This window comes from Bacillus benzoevorans, assembly GCF_014207535.1.
GTDB classification, from domain to species: Bacteria; Bacillota; Bacilli; order Bacillales; family Cytobacillaceae; genus Bacillus_BD; species Bacillus_BD benzoevorans.
Map to the genome: position 1 here is coordinate 56,067 of NZ_JACHGK010000020.1, position 13,715 is coordinate 69,781.

The 13,715-nt window shown below is 42.7% G+C and carries 10 protein-coding genes; 4 read left to right on the top strand and 6 right to left on the bottom strand.

What is annotated here, in order from left to right; genetic code table 11:
- Positions 1-32 precede the first annotated feature (32 nt).
- Positions 33-1,202 (bottom strand): MFS transporter, encoded by a 1,170-nt coding sequence (locus HNR53_RS19605; RefSeq protein WP_184529232.1) that lies wholly within the window; start codon positions 1,200-1,202, stop codon positions 33-35.
- A gap of 271 nt (positions 1,203-1,473) precedes the next feature.
- Between HNR53_RS19605 and rlmD the strand changes: the two genes are divergently transcribed.
- Positions 1,474-2,859 (top strand): 23S rRNA (uracil(1939)-C(5))-methyltransferase RlmD, encoded by a 1,386-nt coding sequence (gene rlmD / locus HNR53_RS19610; protein WP_184529235.1) that lies wholly within the window; start codon positions 1,474-1,476, stop codon positions 2,857-2,859.
- Between the two features lie 669 nt (positions 2,860-3,528).
- Here rlmD and HNR53_RS19615 read toward each other — a convergent pair.
- Entirely contained in the window at positions 3,529-4,248 is a 720-nt protein-coding gene (locus tag HNR53_RS19615) for a class I SAM-dependent methyltransferase (RefSeq protein WP_184529237.1), read from the bottom strand.
- 178 nt (positions 4,249-4,426) lie between these two features.
- Here HNR53_RS19615 and HNR53_RS19620 point away from each other — a divergent pair, with 178 nt between their 5' ends.
- The 3 genes from HNR53_RS19620 to HNR53_RS19630 are packed head-to-tail and all read left to right on the top strand — an operon-like array spanning position 4,427 to position 7,434.
- The gene (locus tag HNR53_RS19620) at positions 4,427-5,596 is read left to right on the top strand and encodes a hypothetical protein (protein ID WP_184529239.1); all 1,170 of its coding nucleotides are present in this window, start codon (positions 4,427-4,429) and stop codon (positions 5,594-5,596) included.
- Entirely contained in the window at positions 5,583-6,314 is a 732-nt protein-coding gene (locus HNR53_RS19625; protein ID WP_246439701.1) for a glycosyltransferase, read from the top strand. The genes HNR53_RS19620 and HNR53_RS19625 overlap by 14 nt, the downstream gene beginning before the upstream one ends.
- A gap of 4 nt (positions 6,315-6,318) precedes the next feature.
- A complete protein-coding gene (locus HNR53_RS19630) occupies positions 6,319-7,434 on the top strand; it encodes a glycosyltransferase family 4 protein (protein ID WP_184529241.1) in 1,116 nt (371 codons plus the stop codon).
- Here HNR53_RS19630 and HNR53_RS19635 read toward each other — a convergent pair.
- The 4 genes from HNR53_RS19635 to HNR53_RS19650 form a co-directional block, all read right to left on the bottom strand.
- Positions 7,431-9,359, bottom strand: a complete 1,929-nt coding sequence (locus HNR53_RS19635; RefSeq protein ID WP_184529243.1) for a tetratricopeptide repeat-containing glycosyltransferase family 2 protein — start codon at positions 9,357-9,359, stop codon at positions 7,431-7,433. The two genes, HNR53_RS19630 and HNR53_RS19635, sit on opposite strands and share 4 nt — an antisense overlap.
- A gap of 12 nt (positions 9,360-9,371) precedes the next feature.
- A complete protein-coding gene (locus HNR53_RS19640; RefSeq protein WP_184529245.1) occupies positions 9,372-10,937 on the bottom strand; it encodes a glycosyltransferase in 1,566 nt (521 codons plus the stop codon).
- Positions 10,897-12,921 carry a TPR domain-containing glycosyltransferase gene (locus HNR53_RS19645; protein WP_184529247.1) on the bottom strand — a complete coding sequence of 675 codons (2,025 nt, stop codon included), beginning with the start codon at positions 12,919-12,921 and terminating at the stop codon, positions 10,897-10,899. The genes HNR53_RS19640 and HNR53_RS19645 overlap by 41 nt, the downstream gene beginning before the upstream one ends.
- 206 nt (positions 12,922-13,127) lie before the next feature.
- The coding region (locus HNR53_RS19650) for a DUF6385 domain-containing protein (protein WP_184529248.1) at positions 13,128-13,715 on the bottom strand (588 nt) is incomplete at its 5' end.

Genomic DNA, 13,715 nt, shown 5'->3' on the forward strand with positions numbered 1-13,715 from the left:
CAGCCTATTAGAAAATAGAAAGAATAGTTTTTTCACTGCCCACTTTCCTTCTTTTTAAAGAAAAACAGCGCCGTAAACACACATAGCAGGATAAGACTAATGGTATAGAAGAAATTAATTCCGTCAATATATTGCAGGGAAAATCCTTCAATGAACGGCCCGCTGATACTGCCGACGGAAAAGAGCAGGCTGCATAGCATATTTCCGGTCGGAAGCAGCGTTTTCGGCGTCAGGTCGACCATATAGGATACACCGAGGGAATACGTCGAACCAACAAACATCCCGGCAGCGAAAAAGCAGACAATCAAGCCGATAACAGATTCCTGAATGATGCCGGCTAAAGTAAAGCAGGCGAAACCGGAAAACATCACGCTCATCAGCACCTTTCTGCGCTCAAAGCGGTCGCTCATCAAACCGAGAGGCAATTGAAAGACGATACTGCCAATGGCGAATGCTGGTAAAATGATCGCTACGGAACTTACATCAATTCCAATATTTAAAGCATAGACAGGAAAATTCCCGTTCAGAGAGGCCTCAAGAAATCCGTAAGTGAAGGGAAACAGAAATGCCACCCAGGCATATTTCCATGCCTGACCCAATCGTTTAAAGGTACTGAAAAAGGAACCCCTTTGTGCCGCTTGTTCAGGCTGCTCATTTTTTAGCAAAAAAATAGTAAGACAAGCTAATAAGCCAATTCCTGCGGTAAGAAAAAACGGCAGGGTCTCATTTACCTCTAAAAACCTTGTCATCATCGGCCCTATTCCAAAACCTAATCCAAAGCTCAATCCAAACAGGGCAATGTTTCTGCCTCTTTTATTTGCCGGAGAGATCGAAGTGATCCATGTTTGTGCACCGAATTGCAGCATGCAAATGCCAACTCCAATGAATAAGCGCAAAATAAACCAAAAGATTAATGACTTCCATAGAGGAAAAAAGGCAAGCGGTAGAACAATAAAGAGACTTCCTTGGAGGAGAATATTGCGATAGCCGAATTTCCGCAGCAGACCTTCCATAAAGGGAGTGGCAAATAAGATTCCTATGTATACTCCTGTAGCGTGAAGTCCGTTAATAGATGAGGGAATGCCTGCCTGCTCAAACAGAATCGCTGTTACAGGCAGCAGCATTCCCTGAGAAAAGCCGGCAATCAGACTGATTTCCATCAGAATCCAAAATCGGAGACGCGGATAAATATTATCGTACATTATTTTTACACCTCGTATGATTGAACCGTTCTAAATGAGTGCAACTAAATAATTTTAACATACGCCTACAAGGTTGCTTAAATTTATATTTTTCCAAATAGTTAATGGAAAAGGGAGCTTCATCGATCTATTGGACGATACTTGAAGGGAATGACCAGGCATTTTTGCAATGGACAAGATTTGCATGATAGCTTATGCTATACTACGGAAATGGACTAAGAACTTAATTGACATAGATTGAATAGTGTTTTATAAATTGGAGTGAATAATCTTGAAAAAAGAAGAAACGGCAAAAATAGAGCCGAAGCAGCAATTTCCTTTAACCATCAAGCGGCTCGGGATCAATGGCGAAGGTGTAGGATATTTTAAAAAGCAGGTTGTATTCGTACCGGGTGCTATTCCGGGTGAAGAAGTGGTAGTCGAAGCGGTCAAGGTTCAGCCTAATTTTGCCCAGGCAAAAGTCAAAAATATCCGCAAGCAGTCACCGTTCCGGGTTCAGCCGCAATGTCCCGTTTATGAAGAATGCGGCGGCTGTCAGCTGCAGCATTTGGAATATGGCCAACAGCTGAAGGAAAAACGCGATATTGTCATTCAAGCACTGGAGCGGCATACGAAATTACCTATTGATCAGCTTGAGATTAGAGAAACGATTGGAATGGAAAACCCTTGGAATTACCGTAATAAGAGCCAGTTTCAAGTGGGGCAGAAGGATGGGAAAATTCTTGCCGGCTTGTACGGGATGGATTCCCACCGTCTGATTAATATTGACCAATGTGCCGTGCAGCATGCGAAAACAAATAAAGCGATTGGTACGGTCAAAAAAATCCTGCAAAGACTGCAAATTCCAATTTACAATGAAAAAACGAAGAAGGGAATAGTCCGTACGATTGTCGCCAGGGTAGGTGTAGAGAGCCGTGAATTGCAAATCGTTTTGATTACAGCAAAAAAGGAACTGTCACAGAAGGATATTATTATAGAAGAAATCAGGAAAAGACTCCCTGAAGTCAAATCTATTATGCAAAATATCAACGGAGAAAACACTTCGCTAATATTTGGCGCAGAGACGGTGAAATTGGCTGGTAAGGATTTTATTCAGGAAACATTGGGAGATTTGAGTTTTGAATTGTCGGCAAGAACGTTTTTTCAATTAAATCCGGAACAGACCGTGGTCCTTTACAACGAGGTGAAAAAAGCGGCAGGGCTGACAGGAAGGGAAAAGGTTGTCGATGCCTACTGCGGCGTTGGTACAATTGGCCTGTGGCTTGCCGAGCAAGCAGCTGAAATCCGCGGTATGGACGTGATTCCTGAATCGATTAAAGATGCAAAGAAAAATGCAGAGCGCCACGGGATGAAACATGCGAAATATGAAGTCGGAAAAGCGGAAAATCTTCTGCCAAAATGGGCAAAAGAGGGCTGGAAACCGGATTGTTTAATCGTCGATCCGCCAAGGACAGGCCTTGACGATAAACTCTTAAAAACGATACTGCAAACCAAGCCGAAAAAAGTAGTTTATGTTTCCTGTAATCCATCTACATTGGCAAAGGATATACAATTTCTTTCGCAAGACTACAGCGTAGAATATATACAGCCAGTTGACATGTTTCCGCAAACAGCACATGTCGAGTGCTGTGTATTGCTAAAATTAAAATGTGACTAAAAAATAGAAATCCTACATGTTAAAATAAACTTTTTCCACAATTCATCCACAGTTGGAATAAACATTTTCAAAAAGTCGGGACAAAAATCCGATTTAAGCCCGACTTATCAACAATCGTGGGAAAATGCTCGATGAAAAACTTTATTTTAACTCGATAAAAAATGTGAAAAAAAGTGTGGGAAAAGCGGGAAAAAACGTGTGAGTTTTAAGCGAAAATGAGGGAAAAGCGGGAAAAAAGGAAAGACTTTATTTTAATAGCGAACGAAGGAATGCGGGTTGGAGCGGGGTAAAATGGTAGGGAGAATTTTTTAACTGCACATAGTAGCAAACGAAAAAGGAGAAAAAAATTAACGTTTTTTTCTCTTTTTTGTTTAAGGATTAAGGTTTGCATTTAGAACTGAAGGTTTACTGATCCGCTTCAGGAGACCCTTGGTTTTTTTTTGAAAAAGTGCTGGAGGAGGGATAAGTATAAGAAGAAATAGTAGGAGAAAAAGTGTGATAGAAAGCGGGAGAGGGTTTAAGGAGAAGGGTGGAAGGAGGATCGTGGAACTTATTATTAGCTTTGGACAATAAAAAGGCTCGTTTAATGCTTTTATTTAGATGAGCTTTTCGTTCTTCTCAATATTTATCTAAACGCTTTTTTGTCCTATTGTTGCTTTAGTACCTTGATTAACTAGTCTTAGTTGAAGAATAATTATTTCCTCTCAGTTCTTCAATAACCTCATTGCCCGTTTTTTTTATTTTTTCGATTACTGCTCGGAAACAGTACAAGCGTGGCTGATACAAATCCGTAAATAAAGCATCTTTTGGTAATGATACATCAATTTCCCCTGAAAATTTGAGTCCTAATCCTTCTATAATGGTTGCTAAAAAATTTAAATCGATAATTGGATAATCAAAAGTAACCACTATTTTGCCGTCAGGCTTTAATATTCGCTTAAATTCCTTAAATGCGTTGATAAGTGTTTCTTTGTCTAGGTGTTCTAAAACACTGATGCAAAATACCCTGTCGAATTTCTCGTCCATATAGGGTATGCTGCCTAAATTCGCGCGCAAAAATTGTATTCTTTCAAAGTATTTTCCTTTTTGAATAATATTTCTTTGTTTTGATCCAAATTCAACCTCCACATCTTTCAAAATTTTATCTTTTGAAAGAATACGCATATCTAAATCGCAAGCGTGCACTTCTTTACAAATATCAGCTATAGCAAATTTAAATGGGTGACATATACCAGTTGCAGCATCTAAAACAACTTGATCTTTATCGGTAAACTGAATTGCCCAATGGTATTCAAATGGACGACTCCACCATGGAGCAGGAAGTGGGAAGAAGCATTCAGAATTCTGTTCATCATTATTCGTGAAAAATCTTGATTTTATTAATTCCAAAATAAACACCTCACAATAAACTTTGTTTTTAACAAAGAATTTTTTAAAATTGTATGATTTTGCGAGTTGTACTTATTCTTCCGCTGTGGGACATGGACCCTGCCCCCTCCCGATCATAATCATTCATTTTTTCGCGTATAATCCAACGAATAGTTTTGTGCAGATTGGAGGGGTTGATTTGAAGTTTGTTGTTTTTAGCCATTCGGGTTGGACCTCTTTTTCTTACCAGCGTTATATTGAGTTGTTGCCTGGTCGTGGGAGTAAGTTCTTTTTTGGTAAGGTTAGCGATGAGGATGAAGAAATGTATGGACTCCAATCTTTATCCTTTGCGGAGATTGATGGCTTAGAGAAGGGTGAATATACTGCTATAGTTTCATCTCCGTATTTGCTTCCGTTTGTGTTTCAAATTCAACCTAAGTGTATCATCGCATTGATTGACCCTGTTCCGAACGATGAAGAAGCGGGATTGTGGCAAAAATTCACCGGGTTACTGGCTGCAGAAGCAGATTTGATTGGCTGCTGCAACGAAGAAATATATATGGAGCAATGCCTTCGCCACGAGAATGTGATGCTGCTTCAGGATGAAAATAAAGAATGTGAAACGATATGGACTGAAGTCATATTGGCTATGGACCAAGATCAATCATTGGACTCGTGGAAGCAGCGCCAATGGGAATCCCGTGCAGCCTTTTACAAAGATTTACATGAGCAAGTGGGTGATCATGAAGAGGTGTGTTATTCGCTCGCTTCCTATCTCTACTTTTTGAACCGGTCGCTGGCTAAAGAATATCTGACAATCTCTTTCGAACAAATGATATTGAAGAATAAAAAAGAGTGTCTTTCCCAGTATTATCGATTTTTTGCGGCAATTGAGGCGAAAGCAGGGAATCTGGATCGTGCCGTACACAATTATGCCATATCCGCGATAACCGAGGAGGAAAAGCTAAACGTTAAATCCTTTCACCGTTTACTTGAGGATGGTCGGAAAAATTTAGTTCAGGCCGGTACTTTCAAGCTGAATCAAGATTATCTATCTGCTATTCGCGTGTTAATGATTTCCAATGACCCGGAAGCCAGACGATATCTACTGCCCAATTTTTTGAACACTTATCGGTGGGAAGAGGCCTTAAACCTTCTGGAAAAAATGGAACTGCCGGTTACGGAGCAGTATTTCGCCGATGGCATTCGCGGCATACTGCAACAGATTCGCGGAAAACGGCATGAGGGGATCCATTCTTTACTTCGCGCATCCGTCTACGATTGGAAAGTCTTGTCCAGTATTGCTGAAATGGATCAATGGGATCAAGCGATGAAGAAAACGATTAGGAGATTGAATGATGTTAAGTAACGATGGGATGAGGAAAACGGGAGGAAATCGGCTTACAGCGATCATGCAAGTGCGGAATGAAGCAGACAGGTTTTTAGAAGCGTGCCTTAAAGATTTAAGTGAATTTGTTGATGATATCATCATTGTCGATGATGCGAGTACGGATGGCACACCGAGTATCTGTAGGTCTTTTGCTAAAGTCAGCACCCTTATAACGTTGGAACAATCCAAATTTCATAAGGAATGGGAACTTCGTTCGCTTTTATGGAACGTTGCTTGTTCTAAGAAACCTGACTGGCTGCTGGCCGTTGATGCAGATGAATTTTATGAAGAGAAAGCGAAAATGTCGATGCGAATGTTAATGGATCAGGATCGGTACGATTGGGTCGGTTTCCGTTTCTTCGATTTTTGGGGTGGTATCACGCACTATCGGGATGATAAACTTTGGCAAATTCATCGTCGGCATACGTGTACGCTTATGCGCTATCTTCCTGGGTACCACTATTTTTATCCGAAGATGGATCATCATGTTCCACGTTTTCCTCTCTCATATGCCGCTTTGCCTGGGTTCTTATCAGAATTTAGAGTCAAGCATTACGGGTGGGCCATATCCAAGGAGGAGCGCTATCGTAAATATTTACGCTATATGGAACGAGATCCGGAGGGACAATGGGGGAGTTTGGAGCAATATCAATCAATTCTTGATAAAAACCCGAATCTGGTTCCTTGGAGGGAGTAGGAGTATGGCGCGAGAAATTGGCATTTTGACGCATAGTTTTGTAGATGCATATAACGGCCAGACGGACAAAATTTACGGCGGCGGCTTGGAACGCTATTTGTACGATTTAGCTGAAACGATTTGTGAGATGGGATGGCGGCCGGTCGTGCATCAGCTCTCCCAATGTGGTACGTTTCGCAAACAAATCGAGGAGATTGAGGTTATAGGACATGATTACCGGGATCAGGATATGGTGACAGTCTTCAATCGGATGGGTGCAGAGGTCGAAGGGAAGTTAATATATGCTAGTTTTATCTGGCATCCAATCCAATATAAGAAGGGCAGCCTCGCCATTTGCCATGGGATCAATTGGGATAATCCAGCGCTTTCAACGGAGCATAAAGCAGATGTCGCGAAAAATATCCAAAGCGCCATAAGGCAGCTGAAACGGATCGTTTCCGTTGATTCCCATTTTCTTACATTTTGCCGCTCCGTATGTACCTTCCAAGATCCGGAACAAATTGTGCTGCTTCCAAACGCTGTAGATACACAAGAATTTACACCCGAGGAGAAGATTCAGAAAGATTCGAATGGGATACATATCCTATACCCAAGGCGTATCAGCATTGAGAGGGGGATCGTTCCGATGATGCTGGCAGCGGATCGGATCCTCGCTGCCTATCCTCAAGTAACAATCGAATTTGCTGGAGAATTAATTGAAGACAGCTTGCTTACAAAAACGTTTCGCTTATGGCTGGATGCCCACCCCCATAGAGATAGAATTCATTACCAAGCCTATACATTCGGGCAGATGGTTCATGCATACCGACGGGCTGATATTGCAGTGATCCCGACCATTTTTTCAGAAGGAACTTCGTATTCTTGCCTCGAGGCGTTGAGCTGCGGTGTACCGGTTGTTAGCGCCAATGTAGGGGGACTTAATGATCTAATTCTTGATGGATATAATGGACTGCTTGTCGCACCGACTGAAAATCACCTCTTTGAAGCGATTCGCACCTTGATCGAGGACTTAGAGATGCGTCGTCAGATCGGTGCGAACGCTCGTGCTACGGCAAAAGCTTTTGATAAAAGAATATGGAAAGCGAAGTGGAATCAGATTTTAAGCGATTACCTCGCTTAAGAATCGGCAGCATAAGAAGCTCTCAAGATCCATCGTAAATCAGGAAATTCACAAGGAAGACGCTGATAAAAAGCTGCTTTTGCCAGTTGGCAGTAGGCGGTTCCTGCATAAGCCATGCAGTGGTCTGAAGGTAAAGCAATCGAGCTAGGTACATTGAGAATCGTGCCACAGGACAGTGCAAGCCAAGTGAAGACTAATAACTCTTTATAGTTCGCTGTGTTTTGAGGCGGTTTTTCGCGATGTTGGTTTTCATAAATGGTGCACAGTTCTTTTTTTATATAGGCTGGAGCTTGGGACAGTCCGGATAAAAGTAGTAATGGGATGTTCGTCCAGCAAAGCTCGCAGCACGTTTCCCGGTAAAGGATTACAACGGCATCCCATGCCCCGACTTGAATAAATATTTGCAAAACAAGCGATAAGTCTGAAGAAGAAAGGATCTGTTTATTTTCTCCTTCGAGCCTTTGCTGCACGGAGGCAAGCGGTCCCCGGGCAAGAAGTCCCGCGATGTTCCGGGCATCCTTCATATCGAGCCTTTTCCATGCGGAGGCCCACAGATAGATCACAAGTTTCTGGTCGCAGGGGGATTCCCGCAACAGTTCCCGAAGCTTATGATGAGCGTGCTCATCTTCATCATTTTGAAAGAGATATAATATTTTCAGCAATGGAGCAAGTGTAAATCTTCCACACTCGGATCCAAACAAAAGGAACTTTAGCAACTCTACTGCCCTAGCATTCAATACAGAAGGGATTAGTACAGATAGCTGTTTCTGATTTATGGACTCCGGATGCTTAGCAATAAAATTGGTCAACCGAAAGGACCGCTCCATTAATAACTCGACCGCAACAAATTCTACCCATGCCGGCATATAATCAGGGCGAAAAGAAAGAGATTGCTCATAATGGTCAGAGGCCCCTTGAAAATTCAGCAGCCTTTCACATAGTCGGCCGGCTAAATAATGGGTGCGATAGGTTCCACTGCCTGAGGAGGATGAATAAATGGAGGAAACATCCCCTATACGTAATGACGTCTGCAGCGTTTTATAAGCATCCATTGTTTTATCTTGCCGCTGCAGCAATTGGGCTTGAAGTTCGTATAAATCACTGAAATCGCCGTAATGGCTCAAGCCTTTTTGGATCACTACGCTTGCATGTTTATCATCCCTAAGCATATAAAGGCAATAGGCTGCTTTTAGGTATAAGTCCGATACATGACCTAGCCCTGCTTCTTTGTTGTCAAGTAAAGGCAGTAAGATGTTTACGGCTTCCTCATATTCTTCCATTTGAAAGTATTCAGTTGCCAGCGCATATTGCATCATAAAATCTTGCGGATCATCCTCTAATGCTTTCTGAATAATTGATTGGTTACGCTTAGATTTATCCTTTTTGTTGATTTCAGATTGTAAATAACCGTAATGATGAAGCTTCAAGTTTGAGAATAAGAGCTTAGAGTCCGGAAGCTCTAAGATGCTTTGCGAGACTTCTTCATGAATTCTTCCACGAAACCGAATGCGTGGGTCGTTTCGGAATAAACGGCAGACGTTGTCCGTAATAAATTCCCGGCTATCAGCCTCTCCAACATAGCTGACCATTTGCATGTAGTAACCATATGCATTTCTTACACTCAGCAGCTTCTCCAGTTTTAAGGGATCCCAGTCGACTGCTTCCTCATCTGCATCCAGCACAAGGATCCAGGAGCAAGCAGCCTGCTCTAGTACCGCATTTCGGGCTTTGGCAAAGTCTTGCTCCCATTTTACTGGTACGACATGGGCTCCAAATCGGCGGGCAATATCAGTGCTCCCATCTTCTGAGCCTGTATCGCCGATAATCATTTCGCTCACAAGGCTGTGTACGGAATTCAGACAGTTCTCCAAATGCGCAGCTTCATTTTTTACGATCATACATAAGGATATATCCAATGGATTCATGGAAAACATCTCCTAAAACTCGAAATGGGGAGAAGGTAATGTGTATCTTGCCCGCTGATATATAAAGAATTGAGAAGAGGTAAGTGTCATATCATGCAGGTGAGTGTCGGCTAAGGAAAGCAAAATTCTACTTTTCCTGTAAGCTTCTTGAACCGGAGCATCCGAGGATGATGTATGTTTCGATAACCAAGGCTGCAGTATTTGGAACGCCTCACCTGTATTGCCGTTTATTAAAGCATTTTTGATTGTAAAGTCCGTTTCGATTACAGGAAGCATCCCACTTGTACCATCCGCAATGTTATCTTTTTCTGCAGCTGAAATGCCATGCTTTAAAAGGGATCCTTCGACTGCGGAAGCAGCAAAGAAGCAGTTTTCCTCAACCAGGGCATTAACGACCAATAGTATGGTATCTTTCCAGAGTGGAAGAAAGCGTTCTATGAGCAGCTCTGCCAATTCGTGTTCTCGATTGGCGCATTTCATGACACGGATCAGTCGCAAGAGTGGTGCTGTCCAACGCGGCTGGAATTGAATCGCTTCAGCGTACCAATGAATGGCCGAGCGCCCGTCGCCCATTTCTTCACAGATTTGCCCTAGTGCGAAAGCGGATAAATACGTTCCATTTCCGGCATCCGTATGGTAGAGCAATGGTGCCGTTCCCTTCTGCAAGGCAACTAAGAACATTTCTTTTGCCTCTTGTTTCCGGTTGGAAGTAAGCAGCACGGTTCCTTTCAAATGATACAAATCGGTATAATCTGAAAACAGAGAGATTCCTTGATCGCATGTCTCAATCGCTTCCGCGTCATTTCCGAGATGAAAGTGACTACGAGCTATATATTTGTATAATAAGTGAATGTAACTAGTCTCAGGCGGGGCTAGCGACAAAGACTTCTGATGATGTTTTAATGCGGCGTGCCAGTCGTTCATCCGCATATATTCAACACCGATATTGTAGTGATGAAACGGATCATCGGGGGAGTCTCGCAATGCTTTCTTGAGCAGTTGCAGATTTCTCTGTATTTTATCTTTTGCGGCAACAACGGTTCCCGCGTAGCCGTAATGGTGAATTTTGACGGAAGAAATATGCAAGGCAGCTTCCGGCTGTCTTTCTAGAATAGAGGATACAATCTGTTCGTGTATATATCCTTGAAAACGGTATTCGGGTCGATTGCGAAACATCCGGATAATTGGATTTACCGTCGCTGTAATCGAATCAAGAGTTTCCCCGGAATGATTATGAATTTGTAAAAAGAATGCTTCAAATTCGAGATGTTCGGCACAAGTTTTTAGCTGCACCGCATCACCTTGATCCAGTTCCTCATCGGCATCAAGAAACAAAACCCATGTTCCTTTTGCCCGATTAAGCCCAGCATTTCGGGCGTAGGAAAAGTCACCTTTCCATGGAACCATGATGACTTGTGCCCCCAAATTTTTTGCTATTTGAACAGTTTTATCGGTGGATCCGGTATCCACAATAATGATTTCATCTGCGATTTCCTTGACGCTATTCAGGCACCGAGGAAGACAGTCTGCTTCATTTTTAACGATCATACACAAGGAGATGACTGGTTTCTTCATCATGTATCCCCCTTTTATATCCAGCCCATTTTGTATGCCATGATGTGCGGTTTAATAGCTGAATGGTATCGTCGATTTTTTTCAAATCGCTTGCTAAGTTTTGAGCGTCGGGTTCTTGTACTAAGGCTTCGTTGAGGTTTTCTGCGGCAAGATGAAGGTAGCAAAGAGCTGCACCTGTTCTTGTTCTTGGATTTTCGTCTCCGTTATTCATTGACGTTTCAAAGATTTCAGCAGCCTGCATGTAGTGTCCTTTGTCGAATAAAAGCTCGCCAATCATGAACATGACTTCCTCGTCATGGCGATTTTGCTGAAAGAGTTCGAGTAACAGATCGGCGGAATGTAATGTCTTGCCCAAATAATAAAGCTCCTTCGCATAAAGTATCAGGTATTCTGGCATTATCACTGCTAGTCGATTTGCGGTATCAAAGCATTGGAGAGAAACAGCTTCGTGTATCAGTTTCTGGACGCAATTGAACAAACGTTTGCTTTTTACCGGTTTTTCCGTACTTAGCGTATTGTCTGTAAGGTATCGGTCAAGCTCAGTGAGTGGACCTCGAATGCTTTCGGGTATATTTGCCGCAAATTCTTCGTGAAGGTGACCTGCCAGCTGCCATTGGCAAATACTTCGAAGGTGGAATAACCTCTCCATATCCTCTTTTTTATCAGAGAACCGGCTTAAAATTTGGTCTGCATCTGCGTAATTTCTACATTGCATCAAAGCAGCTGTATAGCGAAATAATAGCCTGGGCTCTGAAAGCTGAGTTTCCGGTATAGCATGAACGACTTCTTGGAATGCTCCAACTTTGTATAAAGCATCAGCCAAAATCACATAATCGTCTGAACCGTGTGGCCGGACAATATCGTGTAATAACAGTGAAATTTCTTTGTCTGGAACCTTTAATTGTTGAAAAACTTCCGCAATGCCATGTAAGGATGGAACGTAAGTATTGTGTATGAGCAGTGCTTTGTGGAACCATCTTGCCGCATTTTCCCGATGACCTAGAAGTAAGGCTGTTTCCGCCATTTTGTTGAAGGCACGATAGCTGTTTATACCTGCCTCCATGACATAATGATCATTTTCATATTCTGTAGCACGTTGATAAAACTCCATTCCGGCCTCAAGATGTCCCTGCATTTCTAATGATTCGCCTAACAAATAGCAGAGGTCAGAGTAATCAGGATAGGTGAGCAGTTCCTTTCGCAGAAGCATTTCTGCTTGTTGGACTTCTTGGAGCTGAAGCATGATTTTGCTAAGATCGCGGATGAGCGTGGCTCGATATGGCGCAACATCCGGGGTATGAATCAGAGCCTTTTGCATGTAAGCTTTTGCTTCCTCTAATTGGCCTGCCTGACAGTAAGTAATTCCCATATTATATAAATAAAATGGATGATTAGGGTGATCAGCCAACTCTTTTTTTAATAGCTTTTCGTTTCTAACCACCTTGTTTTTGGTGGCAAGGATTTGAGGCAAATAGCCGTAATGGTCGATTCGAATGGGGGAATCTTTAATAATGGATGAGCCGCACTTATCGACAATCGATTGACCAATATCTTCATGGATTCTCCCGCGAAATTTATAGCCTTGCCCATTGCGAAAGATTCGCAGCGCTCTGTGCCTAAGACACTCCTCCGGATGTGGACCAAGTTTATTATCAATTAAGACCGTAAACGCTTCTGCATTCGTCGTTTGTAAAAACTCTCTAACCTCATTTAAGTTGGAAACCAGTCGTTCATCAGCATCCAGATACAGAATCCAGTCGGTATTTGCATGTCGCAGTGCTTCGTTTCTTGGGTCCGAAAAGCTATCCTGCCACGGCATATTTACTACTTTGGCTCCAAAGGACTCTGCTAAACCGGATGAGTTATCCGTCGATCCGGTATCTACCACAATAATTTCGTCTGCCCCCTGTACGCTTTCCAGGCATTGAGGAAGCAGCTCTGCTTCATTTTTGATAATAATTTGGATTCCAATTTGAACTTCACTCATCTTTTTCCTCCTGAAGAAAGAGTACATGAAGGTCCATGTACCCTTAGGGTCTATCTTATTATATTATCTGGCCTAAATTAGGTTCCTTCTGAATTCACAATTAAATTACTAAACGCTAGGAACGGACGAGCTAACGTACATGAGGATATATTTAATGCAGGTTTTTCCCTTCAAAAGAAAGAGTATATTATATTAATTGGTCTTGATTAGGTTCCTTGACCGTCAACAATAACGTCTATGGTGGTAGGACTTCCCGGTGTGGACGATTGATAGGACAAGCGAGTATATTTCAAGAAACGGGCCGGAACAAGAACATCAACGGATCCGGATGCCAAAGGATCGATTGATATTGTGTCCACAAAATAATGGGTGCCATCAGCACTTACTTCCACTTGAGTATTCACAGGGTTCGAACCGCTGTTGTAGACAAAGAAAGAGTAGAGTCCTAAAACGCTAGTTGTAACTGGAGACAATGGAGTTAACGCGTCAGCAGTTGTGATACCCAGTGTTTCTTGCTCAAAGAAACTTTTTTGGGAAATAGCAGTAACGCTGCTCAGTGTTCCGTCGGTAATGGTGGCGCCGAGTACGCTGGTGATCGTCCCGCCAAGGATGTTGGAGACCGTCCCCGCGGACGTCAGCGTACCAGCAGAGATGGTAGCTCCGAGGACATTGGTGATGGTCCCGTCAAGAATGTTAGAAACCGTCCCCGCGGACGTCAGCGTACCAGCAGAGATGGTAGCTCCGAGGACATTGGTGATGGTCCCGTCAAGAATGTTAGAAACCGTCCCCGCGGA